The following is a 19,898-nucleotide window of genomic DNA, read 5'->3' as shown; positions in this document are numbered from 1 at the left end:
AAACATGAAACGAACGGTTACTTTATTGGCTTCACTACTCATTTTATGTAGCTGTAGTAAGCCGAAAGTAGATTTGATTATCTACAATGCTAAAATTTATACAGTTAATGATCACTTTGATGTGGTAGAGGCAATGGCCATTAAAGATGGAAAAATTTTAAGTGTTGGCAACAGTGCTGATATTCGCAAACAATACAGTTCAACTGAAGAGATAGATGCAGATCAAAAAGCCGTTTATCCAGGATTTATCGATGCCCATGCTCATTTTTTTGGTTATGGAGAGAGCTTACAAAGTGTTGATTTGAGAGGTACAACAAGCTGGGAGGAGGTTTTAGAACGTACTGTCGCATTTGCCAAGACCCATCCCGAGGGTTGGCTTACAGGAAGAGGTTGGGACCAAAATGATTGGACAGATAAACAATTTCCAAGCAAGGAAAAACTGGATGAACTTTTTCCGAATAGACCCGTTTTATTGGAACGGATTGATGGACACGCGTCTTTAGCCAATCAGAGCGCATTAAATGAAGCAGGCATCTCGAAATCGTTTACCCTTACCGGAGGTGATATTGTAGAAAGAAATGGTAAATTAACAGGGCTGCTTATCGACAATGCGGTTGAACTTGTTGCCAATAAAGTACCTCCGCCAGATGCTAAAAAAGCAGAAAAAATAATGTTGGATGCCCAAAAAAATTGTTTTGCAGTAGGCTTAACTACGATAGATGATTGTGGGCTAGATTATGAGGCCGTAGAATTTATAGAAAAACTACAAGCCAATAAAAGTTTAAAGATGCGTCTATATGTGATGCTGTCTGATGCAGAAAAGAATTACGATTACCTCTTTAAACGTGGCAAAATAAAAACCGATTGGTTAAACGTCCGTGCTTTTAAAGTATATGCAGACGGAGCCCTTGGATCTAGGGGAGCCTGCTTGTTAAAACCTTACAGTGACATGCCCAACAAATCCGGATTTTTACTGAGCGATATCAAACATTTTAATGAGGTAGCCAAAAAAATCAATGAACATGGCTTTCAAATGTGTACCCATGCCATTGGGGATTCGGCAAATCGAAGCATTTTAAATATATATAATCAGGTTTTAGGAGGAAAAAATGATAAACGTTGGCGTATAGAGCATGCCCAGGTAGTGGCACAGCCTGATTTTGCCTTATTTGGAAGCGCAAGCGTAATACCATCGGTACAACCTACACATGCTACTTCTGATATGTATTGGGCCGTTGATCGTTTGGGCAAGGAAAGAGTAAAAGGCGCTTATGCCTACAAGCAATTACTTGATCAAAATGGTTGGATTCCTTTGGGGACAGATTTCCCCGTAGAACAGATCAATCCGATGCTCACCTTTTATGCCGCAACAATTAGAAAAGACGATAAAAATTTCCCACAGAACGGATATCAAATGGAAAATGCATTAACCCCAGAGCAAGCCTTACGCGGAATGACGATCTGGGCCGCAAAAGCTAATTTTGAAGAGAAAGAAAAGGGAAGTTTGGAAGTTGGAAAATTTGCCGATTTTGTTGTGCTGGAAAATGACATCATGAAAGCGAACCCTCAACAAATATTAAGCAATACCGTACTTAGGACCTATTTGAATGGCGAGCAGGTATATGTATCAGATAAGATTAAAGCTAAAAATAAGAATTAAATAAGAGCCCCCGTTAATGTATAGAGAACTGCAAAAACCAATGAAAACAAATAACCTAATCGGCATAGTTGCCACCTGTTTGATTGCCGTGTTTACCTTCAGCGCTTGCGCCCAAGATCATAAACAAAATGAAATAAGATTAAAAAATATAACCTCAATTGCCAATAGTGTAGTCCTACTTAACAATCAATCAGCCTTTATTCCAATCAAAGGCTTGGCCGAAAAGAAATTTGTTTCAATAGATTTTGGCTTTGAACATCAGCTTGCCTTTGATAGCCTATTGAATAAATATGCAGACGTCAAATCATTAAGCGCCGCTAAATACAAAGATTCGGCTACCTATAATGATTTAGAAGATGATCTTAAATACTACAACACCGTATTTATAAATTTAAATAACCAGGCCGTAGTAAGCGGAAAGGTTTTAAATTTTATTGCCAATGTGGGCAAACGTAAGAACGTGGTGCTAACCTTATTTGGTGAGGGTAAAAATTTAAGCACTTTGGATAATTTCACTATGCCAATTGTTTGGAGCCCCCAGGTTAATGTCGAAGCGGCGATGGTTGTTCCCCAAATTATTTTCGGCGGGATTGCGGCCCAGCAGAAAATCACCAAAAACTTTTCTTCCAAATATAATAACGGGGCGGGTTTTACCACTACCGTTACCAGATTAAAATATACGGTACCCGAAGATGCGGGTGTGAATGCTGATGAACTAGCGGAAGTGGATAAAATTGCGCTTGAAGCCATCCAAGGGAAAGCCTCACCTGGGATGGTAGTTTTAGTGGCCAAAGATGGTAAGGTTATCTATAACAAGGCATTTGGATACCATACCTATGATAATGTAATGCCGGATAAGGTTACCGACATTTTTGATTTGGCTTCGGTTACAAAAGTTACTGCCACAACGCCAACTGTGATGCGCTTAGTTGAGCAAAATAAGCTCAATTTAGATACAAACATTGGCTTTTACATCCCAAAAGTGCGAAATACCCCGATGAATGCCATCCATGTACGTGAGGTGATGCTGCATCAGGCAGGATTTATTCCCTATATTCCATTTCATAATTATGTTAAAGAAGGAGACTATAGCAGGGATTCATCTGCAAATTTTCCAACAAAAGTGGCCGACAGGTACTACATCAAAAAAGGATTTTTTAGCGATTTTATGTGGCCTAAGATGTTGAATTCGCCCATTAAAACACGCGGTACTTATGTGTATAGTGACATTAGCATGTACGTAATGCAGGATATCGTAGAACACCTTACCGAAACACCAGAAAACCAGTACGTACTTGATAATTTTTATACCCCATTGGGGATGCACACCGCCGGCTATCTCCCAAGAAATAGGTTTAGCAAAGATCAAATTGTTCCAACAGAAGATGATCAGGCATTTAGAAAAACCTTGCTCGAAGGATATGTACATGATCAAGGGGCAGCCTTAAAAGGAGGCGTTGCAGGACACGCAGGTTTGTTTGCGAATGCCAATGATTTGGCTATCTATTATCAATTGATGTTAAATAGAGGCACCTATGGCGGAGAACAATATTTTAAGCCAGAAACGGTGGATATGTTTACTGCCAAGCAATCAAATGTGAGTAGAAGAGGTTTAGGTTTTGACCGCTGGGATCCAGATGCTACCAAAAAATATCCGTCTGAATTAGCTTCTTCTCAAACTTTTGGTCATACCGGATATACCGGAATCGGAGTTTGGGTAGATCCATCCCGAGGATTAGTATATATCTTTTTATCCAACAGGGTTAACCCAACCGTTACCGAAAATCTAGGAAATATGCGAATTCGTCCGCGGATCCAGGATGCGATCAATAGGGCAATTGATAAGGGGTTGAAGTAAGTTGGGAGTGTGGAGTTGGGAGTTGGGTTAAACATAAAAATAGCCACAGATTTTAAGGGTTAATCTTTAAAATCTGTGGCTAAAAATTTAAAGGCGGATTGCAAATCCGAGGGTCTAGGATCGGGATTGCAAATCCCGACCAACCTTTATAAACTACTTCTTAAGTCCTATCTCTCTCAATCTTTCGTCTAAATATTCTCCCGCCGTCATATCGCTATATACTTTTGGATGCTCGGCATCAATGGTTGATGGCAAACTGGTTAAGTCCATATCAGAACGTGGGTGCAAGAAAAACGGAACAGAAAAACGTGAAGTTTTCATCAGTTCGCGAGGCGGATTTACCACTCTGTGAGTTGTAGATTTCAATTTGTTATTGGTTAAACGTTGCAGCATATCACCCACATTAACCACAATATCAGTATGGTGAGCTTTAATTGGCAGCCATTCATTGCTTCTGGTTAGCACTTCCAACCCATCGGCACTAGCACCGATTAGTAGTGTAATTAAGTTTATATCCTCATGGGCACCTGCACGTACCGCATCATCAGGCAATGATTCTGGATCTTCAATTGGGAAATAATGAATTCCTCGTAAAATCGAATTTCCATTATGAACATGCTTATCGAAATAGTCGATAGGCAACTCCAAATAAGTGGCGATGGCTCTCAATAACTGTTTTCCATTTTCTTCGAGCTTCATGTAAATCTCTCGGGTAATGGCATTAAATCCTTCGATCTCTTCCAATACCTCATTATCAGGATATTCATTTTTGATAGGATCCCCATCGCTAACTTCATTACCAATTTGCCAAAACTCTTTTAGATCGGCTGTTTTAGCACCTTTTGCAGTTTCCTTACCAGCGCTAGTATAACCTCTCTGGCCGGCTAGTTCTGGTTTTTCATACTTTCGTTTAGTTTCAACTGGCAATGCAAAAACAGCCTTAATGTTGCTATATAATTTATCAATTAGTTCCTGACTTACGCCATGGTTCGTAATGGTTACAAAACCCGAATCGTTAAAAGCTCTTCCTAATTCATCAGAAAACTTTTTGCGTTGTTCTTCATTACCATTAATGTAAGTGCCTAGATCAAGGCATGGGATATACGGTGTAGACATATAATTTTGTTTTAATGAATAGTTAAATTTAGATATTTATGTTAACAAACCTTAAGCTGTTGCTTTTTTGTAGGATAACAAATTACAAAACAATTGTTTAAGTTATTAACAAATGATCTATACAATCAGGTTTTAGCTATTTTTCATAATGCGGTTGTCGTTACGTAACAAAGACCCTTTTCTTTATCTATCGAAACTTCTATTTTTCTTGTTTTCTTTGTGTCTACCCAAGTGGTGTCGTTTTTCTTTTTATAAGACCCGCTTCCCATTTTATCTGTAAGAGCCGGCATATAATTTAACGGTAGTACACTTGTGGATTTATAACAAACATCGTTTTTGTAATTAAAAATTGTTTGCATCCCTTCTGTAAAAACTAAAGTATCACAATCATTACCCGCTAACAGTTTAAAATTCGCATTTGATTTAATGATATTTCGAATATTCTCCTTCGATTCTCCGATGGTGCTTTGTGCTTTTAAGCAAAAAGGGGGAAATGTTATAATTAACAGGGCGAGTAATTTTCTCATCGTCATTTATAAAAAAAATATTGGCTATATAAATGTATGAATAATTTTAAAATTAAATTATGTCAGCGATAAGTCCCTTTTTACTTTAAAAAAACTATCATTTATAGTTTTACGTATAATTACTTAAAAATCAAATTCACATGAAATATATCACACTACTTGCGCTCCTCATTTTTTCTACACAAAATGTGGATGCCCAAAAGCCCGCGCTTCAGAAAGCAACCTTTGGCATGGGGTGTTTTTGGTGTACCGAAGCGATTTTTGAGCGCTTAAATGGGGTTACCTTAGTAAAATCAGGTTACGAAGGAGGAGATGTTGCAAATCCCTCTTACGAAGATGTATGCACGGGCACCACTGGACACGCGGAAGTTACTGAAATCACTTTCGATCCCGCAAAAATAAGTTATGATGAGCTGCTTGAAGTTTTTTGGAAAAGTCATGATCCAACTACGCTGAACAGTCAGGGTGCTGATTTCGGTACTCAATACCGTTCGGTTATATTTTACCATAACGATGAGCAAAGGGAAACTGCGGCCAAATACAAGGCCGAACTGAATAAAACGAATGCCTTTGGTAAGCCTGTAGTTACCAGTATTGAAAAAGCAAAACCGTTTTATGTGGCAGAAAACTACCATCAAGATTACTTTATAAAAAATGGCGAATTACCTTATTGCCGATTGGTAATCTTACCTAAGATGGAAAAATTAGAAAAATTGTTCAAGGCCAAGTTGAAACATTGAGGGAGGGAGTTATTAGTTTGGAGACATCAGTTAAAAAACCGGTGTAATCATCCTCGAAGCGTAAAGTTGGGAGTTTGGATTAATGCAGGATTTGTAAAATGACACTTATCTTATCATACATCAACTAGGAACAAAATTATATTGTTCAACTTTGTGCCATTCAAAATAAAAGAACGATTATGACCTTATTAGACGCCTTAAATTGGCGATATGCCACCAAAAAAATGAATGGCGAAAAAGTTCCGCAAGAAAAAGTTAATCAAATTTTAGAGGCCGCTCGTTTGGCACCTACTTCTTCTGGTCTACAGCCTTATCAAGTAATTGTAGTTACTAATCCAGATGTAAAGCAATCCTTATTGTCTCATGCAAATAATCAATCGCAAGTGGTGGATTCGTCACACCTTTTGATTTTTGCCGCTTGGGATAATTATACTGAAGAAAGAATTAAAAATGTATTTGCTCATAGTAACCAAGAACGAGGCTTGCCCGATTCAGCAACTGCTGATTTCGAAAAATCCTTAATCAATCTCTATACGCCTAGAAGCGCGGAAGAAAATTTTCAACACGCTGCTCGCCAAGCTTATATAGGTTTTGGTTTAGCCATTGCACAGGCTGCACTATTACAGGTAGATGCTAGTCCGATGGAAGGATTTAATGGCCCAGAAGTTGATAAAGTATTGAACTTAAAGGCCAAAGGGCTGAGAAGCGTAACCCTATTGCCTTTAGGCTACAGAGACGCGTCGGGAGATTGGTTAGTAAATATGAAAAAAGTACGCCGACCAGTTGAGGAGTTTATTATAGAGTTTAACTAAAATATAACCAAATGGGAGCACCTTTAGACACCCCAAGGTGCGCGCGCTATAATTTTGAACCATATAAGGTAGATAAGCCGAAAACTTAAATATCTTATATGGTTTTTTTTATGCGCTACACCCTCCCCCACACGTTGTACGCTCTACGCAAATTGTAAAAATATGTTAAAGATTACTATTGATATCTTCCTAACCATCATAAATCAATATATTAGCGATTATTCCAAAAGCTAAAATATTAATGAGATTTACTAGAGTTTTTTTTCCATTACTTATCTTAACTATAATTTTCAATCTTTCTGCAGTGGCCCAGGATAGTGTGGTTTTAAACAATATCCTTGCTAAAACAAAAAGATTAACGGACGAACAGCCCATCGAAAAAGTTTATCTTCATTTTGATAAACCTTACTATGCGGTGGCTGATACAATGTGGTTTAAGGCCTATGTAACTATTGAGCAAAATCTTCCCTCACCTTTAAGCAAAATTGTTTACGTTGAAGTTAGAAATTCAAAAGATTCGTTAATGCAAACGCTAAAACTGCCTGTCAAAAATAGCGTAGCCTATGGCAATATTCCTTTAAATATGCTCAATTATAAACAGGGCAATTATTATGTAAGGGCATATACGCTCTGGATGCTTAATTTCAGTGATGCCTATTTTTTTACTAAAAATATTCCATTGGGCGAGGCTATCGATAAGCAATTAATTACCAATGTCTCCTATTTAAACGAACAGAATGATAAGAATATTAAGACTACCGTAAAGATCCAATTTAAGGATCTGAACAAAAAAGCTTATGCCAATAAAACAGTAAATTGGAAGGTGATCTCTAATTACGACGAATTTTCTAAAGGCAGGGGAACTACTGATCAGAACGGGGTCTTAAATGTGGTGGTAACGAGTAAGGGAGGCGAGCCAATCACTTTTGGCAGTATTATCACCGATATCAATATTAGCGATAAGGAAACTGCCAATGCAGTTTTTAATTTAAAACAAGTTGTAAATGATGCCGACTTCCAATTTTTCCCGGAAGGCGGCGAATTGATTCAGGGCATCCCCAATCAGATAGGATTTAAGGCATTAAAATCATCTGGTTTAGGTTTAGATGTTAAAGGAAGTATAATAGATGATCAAAATAATGAAATCACCTCATTTAATTCTTCTTTTGCGGGCATGGGTTCATTTTATATCTCACCCGAACCTGGAAAAAGTTATAAGGCAAAAGTAATATTTAAAGATGGACTGGTAAAAACATACGATCTCCCAAAAGCAAAGGAATCAAGTATCGCACTACAGATTATTAATAGCAATGCCGATGTTATCAACCTAAAGGTGTTGGCTAATGAGGCCTATTACAACGCCAATAAGGATAAAAGCTTTTTTATCGTTGCGCAAAATTCGAACGTAATTTATTACGCGGCAAAAACCAGCTTAAAAAATCAGATCATCATTACCAAAATCCCAAAAAAGAGCTTTCCTTCGGGCATATTGCAACTTACATTATTTGACGATAAAGGCAATCCCATCAGTGAGCGATTAACTTTTATTATGCATCCAGATGTGATGAATATCACCCTGAAAACAGATCTACCTACCTATAAGCCTCGCCAAAAAGTTAAGATAACAGTTGATGCAAAAAGTGCAGGATTGCCAGTTGTTGGTGATTTTTCTGTGGCGGTAATCGATGAGCAAAAAGTACCAGTGGATGAAAATACCGAGACTACCATATTGAGTTCATTGTTATTAACTTCAGACTTAAAGGGTTTTATAGAAAAACCCAATTACTATTTCACTAAAATGGACGAAAAAAAGGCATCCGATTTGGATAAGCTTTTATTAACACAAGGTTATCGAAGGTTTGCTTACAAAGATATTCTAGCTGGAGTTTACCCAACCGTAACCTTATTGCCTGAAGATGGGATCTCGATAACAGGAACATTAAGAGACCGTACGGGAATGCCCTTTAAAAAAGGCGCAATGCGATTGATGGTTCCAGGAAAACCCATTTCAGCGCAGACCTTAACGAGTAATTTAGGCGTATTTAGTTTTAAAAATTTAGTATTTCCTGATTCTTCCCAAGTGGTTATTAGCGCAAAATACAATCCAAATTCAGCAAATTTAATGATTATGCTAGATGGAAGTCCGACGCCTGGATCTTCAAAAAATATATACGCCGCAGAAGAAGTTACCAATATCGATACGGTATTATCTGCGTACTTAGCTAACAGCCAGAAACAATACCGGTTTATGAGAACCCTAAAAACCGTGGAAATTAAAGGCGCTGCGATTAAGAAACCCAGTCACGCAGACCATAGCGCACTCTCGGGCCTAAGCATGATGCCTGATCACCTCATACCAGGCGATAGGTTCACTGTAGGTTGTTCGCTATTGCTCGAATGTTTAAAGTCGCAAGCATCAGGATTAACTTTTGATCAAGAAAACTTCTACGTTACGAGAGATTTTAATCAAGGGAACAAAACGCCCGTACAGGTTTTTATCAATGGCAATTCTGTTGACGCCCGTGATATCAACTCTGTTAATGTTGCTGATCTCGAATCTGTTGAGATCTTTTTGAAAGACGATTTAGGCACAATAGATAGGGTCTATGGAACTAAAGGGGTGATGGTTATTAATACCAAGAAAGCACCAGTAGGCAAAAAAATGACAAAAGACGAGTTGATGAATCTATTCCCAAAAAACAACATCATCACCTTTATGCCAATGGGATATAGTAAAGAAAGGGAGTTTTATTCTCCAAAATATCTTCCTGGTGTAACCTATCCTAATAACGACCTTCGTACTACCATTTACTGGAACCCAAAGGTGATTACGGATGAAAAAGGGAACTTTAGCTTCGAATTTTTTAACGCAGATGGAAGAGGTAATTACAGAGCAGTTATCGAAGGGATTGATAAAAATGGAAATGTGGGGAGAACGGTCTTGCATTATGCGGTGAAGTGAGCTGGGCAATAGTCGATAGTCCATGATCGATAGTCCATAGTTTGGGCGCAAAGGCTTATCTCAATGCATATAGGTCTTTCTAAGCTAATAGAATGTTTAGCCGGTCAAATAAATATACGCAAGAAGATGTCAGGATCTGGTGGTTTCCCCTCCACTTCGACTACGCTCAGTGTGACATATTTTGGTGATTTGGATTAAAATCTGTCTTTGCATCTATAGTTCATAGACTGAGAGAATAGGCTTAACCCCAGAATTGATTTTTCTAACTTAAACATTCGCCATCCAGGCAATGGTCTATTGTCCATCGTCTATCATCCATGATTATTAACTCTATTATTTCAACACCTCTTTAATCCCTACGCATAGTTGTTCTAACTTTCGATAAGAACCTGGAGGATTATCTAGTTTTTTAAATTTAATGTCTATATATCCTGGTTCCGAAACGAGGTGAAACCGTATTGAATCTCCCAAATTAACATTGGTTTCTTTGGGTTCGTTCGGGTCGGTAAAAAATTTATCCTCTTTTAAGGTGCTATTGATGTATTTGATCACTTTTTCGGTTTTCCTTTTTGGGTATTCTGCGGTAAACCGGTAGCCAAATTCGTTCTTTTTAACGGTAATTGATTGATTGTTCGAGTTCATGCCCAGACCACATCCAGTAGTGGTTATTATTCCTATGGCAATAAAAGGGATTATTTTAATCATGATTTTTATGGTAAAGGTTAATTATTTCCAGCTCTATTTTTAATGTCGTCTGTTGCCGTGTTTCTTTTTCTGGCTGATTTTACTTGCTGATTTCCGAAATTATAGTTTACCGTAAATGCAGCTCTCCTACTTAAATAATGGTTAACTACATTCAAGTTTACATTTTGGTATTGCAATCTCCCTTCCCAATGGTTGGTTAAGAAAATATCATCCATGCTAAGTCTGATCTTTAAATTTTTATTCATCAACGATTTTTGGATTCCAGCATTTACAGCATATTGGGTAATTGTAGTTTCTTCCACCCCGTGGATGGATGGAGAGTTTAGCCAAAAACTAAGTTCTAACGTAAAATTTTGTGGGAGCAGTAAGGTTTGCGAACTATTTAGATTGTAGGCCATTTTATTCGCTACAAACTTTGCCCCTTCTAGGTTATCGTCATCAAATTTGTTATAATATAAACTAATATTATTTTGCATTTTCCACGCCTTACTAATTGTGATGGGAACATATAGGTTAGCTGAATAATTTTGCGCCCTTCCAAGATTTTTACGGATTACATTCACAATCCTGGTCACTTCATTTTGTTGGCTTATCTGGGTAATCAGATCTCTCGTGTCGGCATAGCTAAGGTTAAACGAAATTTCTTTATAGTTGTAGCCTACTTCAAAATTGTAGGTAAATTGTGGCTTCAAATAAGGATTTCCCTCGTCGAGGGCATAAGGATCCATATAAAAAACAAAGGGGTTGAGCTGTTGATAATTAGGACGGTCTACTCTCCTACTAAATGAGTAATTGATATTCTGTTTATCATTTAGTTTCTGGCTAATAAACACAGAAGGAAATAAAGAGAGGTAATTTCTTTCTACTTCTTTACTTGCCGTTATAGAATTGCCATTTGAGTGGGTATATTCGGTTCTGAGTCCCAATTGAAGTTCCCACTTTTTCCATTCTTTTGCCAGGTTGGTATAGGCCGCATTAATATTTTCTTTGTAAATAAAATTATTTGATTTACCAAGATCGCTTATCCAATTCCCCGCAGTAAACTGTTCTGAGAGCAAATCGTTGTTTGTGACCACATAACTGGTTTTTAGTCCCATTTCCATTTTTAAGGATTTTGAAACAGGCAGGGTATAGTCTGATTTTGCGGCAATCACATTGATAGCGGCATCGGTATGGTTTCGCAATGCTGTAGTTTTATTCATCACACCGGAGCCATTAAAGTATTGTGCATCGAAATTTTCATTTTTCGCATTACTAAAACGCGAGTAATCTACATCAAATGTTAAACTTTTGCCATCGGGCCCGAAATCTGTTTTGACATTAAAGTTAGCGCTTAGATTACTAACAGGCGATTTAGAGTAGGCCAATTGATCAACCGAATTGCTTGTTTCCAAGTTTGATTGCATCTCTTTGATTGTCAACTTACTCGTATTATCCAGGTTGGAATAAATAGCATTTGCATCTACCATTACTCCTATAACCGTTTTATCAGATACATAATAATCGGCTCCTAATTTGCCCATGTATGCAAACCCTTTCATCTGCCGCTCAAAGTTCTGATCAAAGGCACTGGCCAAAGTATTGGTTAAAGTGGTTCTTTTAACGTTAATGGTATTGAAATTAACTTTTCTGTTGAAGGCGGCGGTTCCGAATACATTCCATTTTTTAACTCTATTGTTTAAACTTAGGCTTAATCCCACTCGATACATATCAGCAGGAAAATTTGGTTGGATACCTTCACCGGTATTGAGTGATAAACTGCCATTAGTGCCAAATGCCCTATTCTTTTTAAGTTTGATATTAATAATCCCAGCATTTCCCGCAGCGTCATATTTTGAAGAGGGATTGGTAATGAGTTCGATCGTTGCCACTTGATCACTGCTCATGTTGCTCAACAATGTAGTTACATCAGCACCAGAAAGGAAATTGGTTTTCCCATCAATCATTACTGTTATACCTGATTTATTGTTTAATTTAATTTGATCGTTTTGATGGTCTATAGTTACTCCTGGGGCCTTTTCCAATACCTCAAGTATGCTATTACCTGCTGAAACTATACTTCCTTCCACATTTAACACTGTTTTATCGACCTTGCGTTCTACATAAGGCTTTTTGGCCTGAATAGTAACCTCTTTCAGCTGCTGGGTCACACTTTCTAGCTTAATAAGGGGTAATTTTAATTCATTATCGTCGTGGTAGAATTTCTCCGTTTTTTGGGTTTTGTAGCCTACCATACTGACTGTCAGCACAAAATTCCCTGGGTTAATCTGATCTAAGACGAAATCGCCATCAACACTTGTTTTGACAGTAGTTGTGGCTGTCGTATCCGGATAGGCAAACAATTTAACGATTGCATGCGCCAAATTTACTCCCTTATCACTCGTAACTTTACCGTAAATTTTCGATGTTTTTTGGCCAAAAGAAGCCCCACACGCCAAAAGGCATGTTATTAAGAGTACAAATTTTTTCATGATGTTTTTAAATTGGGCTGTAGATCTTCAAACAGCTAGCAAAAATTAAGGGGTTTCTGTATGTGGGTTTTCCAATTCGCTTTTTGATTTCAACCCATCGGCTGTCATAACCCATTCGTTAAAATCGTCGTCATTATCGTGATCCATGTAATGATTAAACTGCAAGTACCTATTTAATCGATAATTTAAAAACAAGTGTGTACCTACGGGAACTTTCAATAAAATTTTTACCTCTTGATTTCTCCAGCGTGCTTTGTCTTTGAGTAATAATTTTGGGCTAAGTGTAATCAGTGAGTCTTTTTGGATGTACTTATAGTTGATATTTTGCGCATTACGCAAGGCGATAGGAAAGGTTTTACCTTGCGACTCATAAGTTTGGAGCATCATTGTTTTCCCATTATCACTTTTTTCGATTTCCAAACGTACATTGTCACGTACCCGGAAAGGATGATCATCTGCATCATCAACTACCATTCTACCTCCGAAATCAAGTTCCTGAATTTTATAATTTAGGCTATCCTCATGGCTAAATGCCATGCTTTTATCCACATCTATCACATACGTGGGATAGCTTTTAATTTCTATCGATTGTATCAGTTCTGCGTGTTCTTGGAATTCTGACGAGATTCTTGCCACATAATATACAGTTGATGAAACACCTAAAAGCCATATCGCCAATAAAGCAAATGACAAGGTTTTATTGATGGCCATTCTGTTAAAGGCTACTCGGATTGCAAATAGAACCAATACCAAAACAGGGATGAATACTACTACAAAGGCGCCCAACATAATTTCCTCTCTAAAACCTTCATTAATGATAGACAGTGGGAAATAGTCGTATGCATTTGAATCCCAAAATCCTAAAAAAGCAGCCAGCACTATGATAAGGCCCACCAACGATCCAAAGCCTGCAACTATAAATGCACCAGCGATAACTTTGAGGATAATTTTCCCCGCACCGCCTAAGAATTTACCAATCACATTTACAAATTCGTTGATAAAGTTTCCAGATTGTTTAACCAAAGGTTTAAAATGCGCATTAGCCGATTTCATGTTTTCTTTAAAAGAAGCAAGTTCTTCTTCAAAGCTTCTCTTATAGCCATACAGATTTGTGGCTTCGCCCTTCATTTCCATTTTTTCGGATCTAGTAACCGCTCTGGGCATTGCAATCCATAGGATGAGATAAGCTAAAATACCAGAGCCGAATAAAAAGATCGTTAAAAATGCAGTTAACCTTACCCATCGGGTTTCGATGTTTAGATAATGGCCTAAGCCTGCACAAACTCCCGCGATTATGCCATCATCTGTATCGCGGTACAATTTTTTGGTGCCCGTATAGGCTTCGAAATGGGGAGCATCTAAAGTTTCCTCTTCGTCATTCTGAAAATCTTGAACACGGCCCATCTGTGCAATTACGCTTTGAACATCAGCAATCTCGATAACCTGTTTCTGAGCGTTTGCCAAAATTTCGGCAAACATTTCGGCAATGCGATTTTCGATGTCGGTTACGATCTCAAAATCATCTGCGTTCTTTGCAAAGTGCTGCTTGATCTCGTTTAAATAAGTGGTTAATATCTCGTAGGCATCTTCCTCAATGTGGATAATGGAATTGCCTATATTTATAATTAATGTCTTTTTCATGTTGTGTTGTATTTAGTGCTGAGAGTCTGATTGTTTTACTGAACCATTTTGCGAAGTAGTGATGGCGTAAGCCAATTCCTGCCATGTGGTATCCAATTGGCTTAATATCTGTGTTCCTGCCGGGGTTAGTACATAGTACTTACGTGGTGGCCCTGAGGTTGATTCTACCCAATTATAGGCCAATAGCCCATTATTTTTTAATCGAGTTAATAAAGGGTATAGCGTTCCTTCAACAACCAACAGTTTGGCCTGTTTAAGTTCGGCGATAATATCTGAGGCATAGATTTCTCCCCTAGATATTATCAAAAGCACACAATATTCGAGTATGCCCTTTCTCATTTGTGTTTGCGTATTTTCTGCTATCATAAAACAAAGATATATGTTTCATATAGTATTATGCAATACATAGTACTATAATTTTTTCGATAATTATTCTAACTTGCTGATTAACAGACCAATAATTTTAATTAAAAAAAATTACACGCAGAATTTCAACAGGAATTTCTCAAAAAATGAGGTTGTTGAGGAAGAATATAGGTGATTAAGCACCATCAAAAAACCTAATTACATCATGAAGTGATCATCATACTTATATGATTAAGTTTTAGATGCGATTGCAAGACATACAACTCTTGTGTTTATTGAAAAATGAACATGATTTTTTAGACTGAGCAGAAAATAGTACAGGTGTACTACACATCTTTATTGGCCGAAAAGATGTTTTTAAAATAAAAAATGGAAGTTTTCCACATTTTTAAGACACTGCTAATCATTGGCTTGCAATTTGTAATAGAAAATATTACCTATCCTAAAACACATCTACCTATGATTATTAAATTACCTATTCCATTCATGTATGCCTCTCATAAGGAGGCAAGAATAACAAAACCATTAACCCACAAAGAGAGAATTAAAGCAGATCGCCTGGTAATGGCTATTCTATTTTTACTTACTATTGTCGGGACTATTCTATTTGCATAGAAAGATTACACCGATTAAGATGATTACACCGATAGTAGTTCTACAATAGCAACGTATCAATTCTATGGGCCTGTACCATGTTTAGGGTGGGCGACCAACTAAAAATGGTAAAGTGGCCATCTTGCGAGGCTACGAGTGCCAAAGCCTCTTTTTGATCAAATATAAATTGTGCAGCAGATAAATGTCGCGTTCCGCCAATTTTAGCGGGGTGAAGGACTATTGCATTACCGCCCGCTATGGGTTCAGAATAAGACAATTCTTGAATGTGAGCACTACTGTTTGCCCTTCCGGTTTTTGCGCCAAAAGCTAATAATTCGTATTCATCGCTAATGATTGTTGCGCCATCTATGGCCGTTAAACCTGCTAAATGATCAATTTCTCTTTTAAGCGCGGTTTGCCAAAAAATCTCACTAGCATCAGGCCTATCTTTTCTTACCAATTCTGATAATCCCTTAAATACAGGCTTTAAGGAGTAGCTGATGGGATGAATTACCGATTGCTCCCACTGCCTTGTATTCTTTGGCACCACTAAAACCGCCCCTCCACGCCCATGCGCACGCATAGAAACGGCCAATTGGATTAATATGTTAGCAGAATCATTCCAATAAGAGTGTGCTGTTAAATCTAAAAGCGACAATAGCATGGCGGGACAATCAGCACTGGTAGCACTTTTTTCTTCAACTATTTTAATCTGGTCGCCCTTTAAAACGGCTACATTGGTATATTTTCCGAAACCGTAAATCCTACGATGTTTGATTACCAACAATCCCGGTTCCGAAACATCTACAACAAAACAGTAGTTGGGAATATTTAAGGTGGTACCCCAAATATGCAATTTATACCCATCATGCCAAACCCCAATATGGATGCCCCCGCGTTCTACTCCTGGAGCCAACTTGGTTAGGACATTAGGATTGAGCGATAATTTTTGATTGAACAATAGCGGTTTCCCAGCTTGTTCTGGGGGTAAAAAAGCAATTGAAATTTTAGGCGAATGTCCTTCCTCCTTGCGCAAACTAGCCCAAAAAGCAGCATCTAAAATCGCTTCAATTACTCTTGCAGGAGGTTGGGGAGCCAAATCAAGTTCTCCTTTTGCATTTGCCTCTGATAGGTGCTTTGCAAAATGCGCTTCAATTGTTGGCGCTACTATTTTAGCGGCCTGGTAGGTTGCTCTATTTACCATTTTACTAAGTTAACTTTTCAATTTACAGTTTTCAATTTTAGAGTTACAGTTTACATTGGGATTACACCGATTAACTTACTTTACGCTTCGCGGATGATTACATAGTCCCGGTAAGCTATCGGGAAAAAGATTACACCAGTTTTTAGCAACTTGAATAGACAGCCGGCCTTTACGCTTCGCGGGTGATTACACAGTCCCGATAGCTATCGGGAAAAAGATTACACCGATTAGGGGCGATGATTACAATTATGTCATCCAACCTTCTATAGTTTATCCTGCACCGATTTCCTTAGGCACCCTCAACTGCCAACTGAAAACTCCTAACTCAACTTTCTTATCCTACATCAATTTATAATTTCATGTGGTGTTTTATCTTTGATTAATAAATTATAACATTATGGCACAAATAGTAATACATAAAGCCAACACCCGTGGAGTGGCGGATCATGGTTGGTTAAAAAGTTATCAAAGCTTCAGCTTTGCTGGATATTACAATCCAGAACGTATTAATTTCGGCGCATTAAGAGTACTCAATGATGATATCGTTACGGGAGGGAAAGGATTTGGCGAGCACCCACATGATAACATGGAAATTATTTCAATTCCTTTAGAGGGAGAGTTGCAGCATAAAGACAGCATGGGCAATGTGGCCACCATCAAAGCTGGCGAAATCCAGGTGATGAGTGCCGGAACAGGGATTTATCATTCCGAATATAATCCAGATCCAAGCAAACCCGCAAAATTTCTTCAGATCTGGCTCTTTCCCAATAAAAGGAACGTAACCCCAAGATATGACCAGGTTTTATTGGACAGTACCGATAAAAGAAATGAATTTGTACAGATCTTATCGCCAAATGAAGGCGATGCAGGGGTATGGATTTACCAAGATGCGTGGTTTAATCTAGGAAAGTTTGATGCTGATACCGTTAAATCCTATTCATTAAAGAAAGAAGGGAATGGTGTTTATATCTTTGTGCTAAAAGGACAGGTAGAAATCGAGGGAAATCATCTAGCAGAAAGGGATGGCTTGGGCATTTGGGAAACGGACTCTTTTACCGTTAAAGCCATTGCTGATGCCGAGTTCCTATTGATGGAAGTTCCAATGGAATTTTAGAACAACCTTGGCCGATACGATTATCGGTCTAATGCATATCGCTTAACCCCAAACTCTTAACGCTTAACGAGTTAACATGACGCAAAAAATCGAAATATTAATTATTGGGACCAACCAGCCCATTGCCAGAACCATTGCCAAACTTATTGATAGGGAAGGTAAATGGCTGGCAACAATCGCTTATGATTTAACCCAAGCAAAGGCAATTTTAGCTACAAAAGAATTTTCTTTGGTGCTTATTGGCGCCGGACTTAGCGAAAGCGAAGAAGAAGGGCTTAAAGCTTATGTAAACGAAATAAATCCAAAATTACCCATAGTTAAGCACTATGGGGGTGGAAGCGGGTTATTGTTTGCCGAAATTTATCAGGGATTGCAACAGTAACCAGTTGGCAGTTTTCAGTTGAGGTCAATTCACCACATAGGAACATAGGACACATAGCGAGATTCTATGTGTCCTATGTTCCTATGTGGTTGATAATTAATAGGTAGCCGCCAATTTTAATGCATTATAGGCATTCACAATTCCACCGCTTACGCATAAGTCTGAAAAGTTTAGGCTAATGGTATCCGCATCTTTCATTGTATTTATTGTATGGTTAACCTTTGTCACTGATTTTAGGATAATTTCCTTTACCTGTACAGCGGTTAATTTTGGATAATAAGAACGAATTAGTGCAGCCAATCCTGTTACAACGGGGGCTGCCATGCTTGTACCATCTTCTTCAATGTATTTGTTATCAGGCACGGTAGATTTGATCCTAACTCCTGGCGCAAATACATCAACCGCTGTTTTACCATAATTGGAGAATGCTGCTTTTAATGTTTCATCGTCTTTTGGCCCCGAAGCCCCAACTACGATATATGAGGTAGCAACCGAGCCATCCAAGTATTTTCTAGACGGGAAATTGGCTTCAACATCAATGTTATTATTATCGTTGCCTGCGGCCTGCACCAACAGCACATCTTTGCTTACCGCATATTTAACGGCTTCATCAACTGCGGCCTTATCCCACGAATATGCTTTGCCAAAACTCATGTTCAATACTTTAGCCCCATTATCTGCAGCATAGCGGATAGCATTTGCCACATCCTTATCCCGTTCATCGCCATTCGGTGTATTTCTAACTCCAATAATGATTACATTATCGGCGACGCCTTTAATACCGATCGCATTTGTTCTATCTGCGCCAATGATTCCTGCAACATGTGATCCGTGCAAAGCATCAGGACCTTTAACATCATTATTGCCGTAAAAACGTTCTTTACCATTGTTTTGATCATCGCCCACAATTGATCTTGGATCATAGTCCAGGTTGAGGTTATATTTCACCATTTCAGACGATTGCTTAAGTCCGGCTTCAATTTGGCTTTCGTAAAATGTTTTGAAATCCATCTCCTTCATTACATCTAAAATGGCAGCTTGTACCCCTTGTTCGGGTGGAGTTGTTGCCTTGAAATTTTGGAAATCTGTAATGGTTGGGTTCTCTTTACCTATTTTTTTAACCATCTGATCTAAGTAATACTTGAAGCCAGTTATCCCCTGCAGATCGCTCTTTGCAGTTGCCACACGCTTTTCTAATTCGCCCCGGTTACTTACAAAGACCTCAAAATCTGCTTTGTCTTTGGCCGCAACATTAGATGAGGTAGTATTTGCAAATCGTGCCATATCCCTTCTCACCAAACGGGTGAGCTCTAACGTTTCGAATTCGATAGATCCGTTTTTTCCGCCCAAAAAGTTCCAACCATGCACATCATCTATGTATCCGTTTTTATCATCATCTAGTCCATTACCTGCCACCTCCTTTTTGTTGGTCCAGATTACCCGTTTTAAATCTTCATGGTTAAGATCAACACCACCATCTAACACTGCCACAATTACGGGAGTTGATTTTTTGCCTCTTAGCAGCTCATTGTAAGCTCTCTCGGTACTGATACCAAAAGTGGTATCGGTTTTAAGGTCTAGATTTTGCCAATTATCTTTTTTTTGGCCGAATGAAATAAAAGGTAAGGACGCTACTAATACAAGCGTGAGTAATTTTTTAAAGTTGGTTGTAATCATGTTATTTTCTTAATTAATACTTAGGATTGGAAAACGTATTTAAGGGGTATTTAGTACTTATGTTTGGAT

At 38.2% G+C, this 19,898-nt stretch carries 16 protein-coding genes; 8 read left to right on the top strand and 8 right to left on the bottom strand.

All coding sequences use genetic code 11. The features are described from left to right. Window positions 1-4: 4 nt before the first annotated feature. Window positions 5-1,660, top strand: a complete 1,656-nt coding sequence (locus AC6H0V_RS17550; RefSeq protein WP_497561503.1) for an amidohydrolase — start codon at window positions 5-7, stop codon at window positions 1,658-1,660. 40 nt (window positions 1,661-1,700) lie between these two features. Then, window positions 1,701-3,518 carry a serine hydrolase domain-containing protein gene (locus AC6H0V_RS17545; protein WP_497561502.1) on the top strand — a complete coding sequence of 606 codons (1,818 nt, stop codon included), beginning with the start codon at window positions 1,701-1,703 and terminating at the stop codon, window positions 3,516-3,518. 153 nt (window positions 3,519-3,671) lie between these two features. Here AC6H0V_RS17545 and AC6H0V_RS17540 read toward each other — a convergent pair whose 3' ends face one another. Then, complete coding sequence (locus tag AC6H0V_RS17540; RefSeq protein ID WP_497561501.1) at window positions 3,672-4,634, bottom strand: isopenicillin N synthase family dioxygenase; 963 nt, start codon at window positions 4,632-4,634, stop codon at window positions 3,672-3,674. Window positions 4,635-4,777: 143 nt separating this feature from the next. Continuing rightward, complete coding sequence (locus AC6H0V_RS17535) at window positions 4,778-5,161, bottom strand: hypothetical protein (protein WP_497561500.1); 384 nt, start codon at window positions 5,159-5,161, stop codon at window positions 4,778-4,780. Between the two features lie 140 nt (window positions 5,162-5,301). On the opposite strand from AC6H0V_RS17535, the gene msrA reads away from it, so the two are divergent. From msrA to AC6H0V_RS17520, 3 genes are all read left to right on the top strand, one after another. Further along, window positions 5,302-5,901: a peptide-methionine (S)-S-oxide reductase MsrA gene (gene msrA / locus AC6H0V_RS17530; RefSeq protein ID WP_497561499.1), complete on the top strand. Its 600-nt coding sequence runs from the start codon at window positions 5,302-5,304 to the stop codon at window positions 5,899-5,901. Window positions 5,902-6,080: 179 nt separating this feature from the next. Beyond that, window positions 6,081-6,713: a nitroreductase family protein gene (locus AC6H0V_RS17525; RefSeq protein ID WP_497561498.1), complete on the top strand. Its 633-nt coding sequence runs from the start codon at window positions 6,081-6,083 to the stop codon at window positions 6,711-6,713. Window positions 6,714-6,954: 241 nt separating this feature from the next. Next, window positions 6,955-9,675, top strand: coding sequence for a carboxypeptidase regulatory-like domain-containing protein (locus AC6H0V_RS17520; protein ID WP_497561497.1), 2,721 nt, complete (start codon window positions 6,955-6,957; stop codon window positions 9,673-9,675). Between the two features lie 333 nt (window positions 9,676-10,008). Here the strand turns inward: AC6H0V_RS17520 and AC6H0V_RS17515 are convergent, their stop codons facing one another. From AC6H0V_RS17515 to AC6H0V_RS17500, 4 genes are read right to left on the bottom strand one after another with little or no spacing between them, the layout of a single operon-like run. After that, entirely contained in the window at window positions 10,009-10,380 is a 372-nt protein-coding gene (locus AC6H0V_RS17515) for a hypothetical protein (protein ID WP_497561496.1), read from the bottom strand. Between the two features lie 17 nt (window positions 10,381-10,397). After that, window positions 10,398-12,851, bottom strand: coding sequence for a TonB-dependent receptor domain-containing protein (locus AC6H0V_RS17510; RefSeq protein ID WP_497561495.1), 2,454 nt, complete (start codon window positions 12,849-12,851; stop codon window positions 10,398-10,400). 45 nt (window positions 12,852-12,896) lie between these two features. Next, window positions 12,897-14,492 (bottom strand): PspC domain-containing protein, encoded by a 1,596-nt coding sequence (locus AC6H0V_RS17505; RefSeq protein ID WP_497561494.1) that lies wholly within the window; start codon window positions 14,490-14,492, stop codon window positions 12,897-12,899. A 12-nt stretch (window positions 14,493-14,504) separates the two neighbouring features. Further along, window positions 14,505-14,858, bottom strand: coding sequence for a PadR family transcriptional regulator (locus AC6H0V_RS17500; RefSeq protein ID WP_497561493.1), 354 nt, complete (start codon window positions 14,856-14,858; stop codon window positions 14,505-14,507). Window positions 14,859-15,227: 369 nt separating this feature from the next. On the opposite strand from AC6H0V_RS17500, the gene AC6H0V_RS17495 reads away from it, so the two are divergent. Then, entirely contained in the window at window positions 15,228-15,473 is a 246-nt protein-coding gene (locus tag AC6H0V_RS17495; RefSeq protein ID WP_497561492.1) for a hypothetical protein, read from the top strand. A 40-nt stretch (window positions 15,474-15,513) separates the two neighbouring features. Here the strand turns inward: AC6H0V_RS17495 and AC6H0V_RS17490 are convergent, their stop codons facing one another. Further along, complete coding sequence (locus AC6H0V_RS17490; protein WP_497561491.1) at window positions 15,514-16,656, bottom strand: putative sensor domain DACNV-containing protein; 1,143 nt, start codon at window positions 16,654-16,656, stop codon at window positions 15,514-15,516. Between the two features lie 397 nt (window positions 16,657-17,053). On the opposite strand from AC6H0V_RS17490, the gene AC6H0V_RS17485 reads away from it, so the two are divergent. Together AC6H0V_RS17485 and AC6H0V_RS17480 are read left to right on the top strand one after the other, a co-directional pair. Then, the gene (locus tag AC6H0V_RS17485) at window positions 17,054-17,770 is read left to right on the top strand and encodes a pirin family protein (RefSeq protein WP_497561490.1); all 717 of its coding nucleotides are present in this window, start codon (window positions 17,054-17,056) and stop codon (window positions 17,768-17,770) included. A 76-nt stretch (window positions 17,771-17,846) separates the two neighbouring features. After that, a complete protein-coding gene (locus tag AC6H0V_RS17480; protein WP_497561489.1) occupies window positions 17,847-18,152 on the top strand; it encodes a hypothetical protein in 306 nt (101 codons plus the stop codon). 96 nt (window positions 18,153-18,248) lie between these two features. Here the strand turns inward: AC6H0V_RS17480 and AC6H0V_RS17475 are convergent, their stop codons facing one another. Next, window positions 18,249-19,829, bottom strand: coding sequence for a S8 family peptidase (locus tag AC6H0V_RS17475; RefSeq protein ID WP_497561488.1), 1,581 nt, complete (start codon window positions 19,827-19,829; stop codon window positions 18,249-18,251). Window positions 19,830-19,898: the final 69 nt, after the last annotated feature.

This window comes from Pedobacter sp. NO84 (assembly GCF_059703915.1).
This window is presented reverse-complemented; position numbering and strand designations above follow the sequence as displayed.

Coding starts and splice junctions, on each gene's coding strand:
- AC6H0V_RS17550 (WP_497561503.1), top strand. CDS start 5: ATGAAACGAACGGTTACTTTATTGGCTTCACTACTCATTTTATGTAGC.
- AC6H0V_RS17545 (WP_497561502.1), top strand. CDS start 1,701: ATGAAAACAAATAACCTAATCGGCATAGTTGCCACCTGTTTGATTGCC.
- AC6H0V_RS17540 (WP_497561501.1), bottom strand. CDS start 4,634: ATGTCTACACCGTATATCCCATGCCTTGATCTAGGCACTTACATTAAT.
- AC6H0V_RS17535 (WP_497561500.1), bottom strand. CDS start 5,161: ATGAGAAAATTACTCGCCCTGTTAATTATAACATTTCCCCCTTTTTGC.
- msrA (WP_497561499.1), top strand. CDS start 5,302: ATGAAATATATCACACTACTTGCGCTCCTCATTTTTTCTACACAAAAT.
- AC6H0V_RS17525 (WP_497561498.1), top strand. CDS start 6,081: ATGACCTTATTAGACGCCTTAAATTGGCGATATGCCACCAAAAAAATG.
- AC6H0V_RS17520 (WP_497561497.1), top strand. CDS start 6,955: ATGAGATTTACTAGAGTTTTTTTTCCATTACTTATCTTAACTATAATT.
- AC6H0V_RS17515 (WP_497561496.1), bottom strand. CDS start 10,380: ATGATTAAAATAATCCCTTTTATTGCCATAGGAATAATAACCACTACT.
- AC6H0V_RS17510 (WP_497561495.1), bottom strand. CDS start 12,851: ATGAAAAAATTTGTACTCTTAATAACATGCCTTTTGGCGTGTGGGGCT.
- AC6H0V_RS17505 (WP_497561494.1), bottom strand. CDS start 14,492: ATGAAAAAGACATTAATTATAAATATAGGCAATTCCATTATCCACATT.
- AC6H0V_RS17500 (WP_497561493.1), bottom strand. CDS start 14,858: ATGATAGCAGAAAATACGCAAACACAAATGAGAAAGGGCATACTCGAA.
- AC6H0V_RS17495 (WP_497561492.1), top strand. CDS start 15,228: ATGGAAGTTTTCCACATTTTTAAGACACTGCTAATCATTGGCTTGCAA.
- AC6H0V_RS17490 (WP_497561491.1), bottom strand. CDS start 16,656: ATGGTAAATAGAGCAACCTACCAGGCCGCTAAAATAGTAGCGCCAACA.
- AC6H0V_RS17485 (WP_497561490.1), top strand. CDS start 17,054: ATGGCACAAATAGTAATACATAAAGCCAACACCCGTGGAGTGGCGGAT.
- AC6H0V_RS17480 (WP_497561489.1), top strand. CDS start 17,847: ATGACGCAAAAAATCGAAATATTAATTATTGGGACCAACCAGCCCATT.
- AC6H0V_RS17475 (WP_497561488.1), bottom strand. CDS start 19,829: ATGATTACAACCAACTTTAAAAAATTACTCACGCTTGTATTAGTAGCG.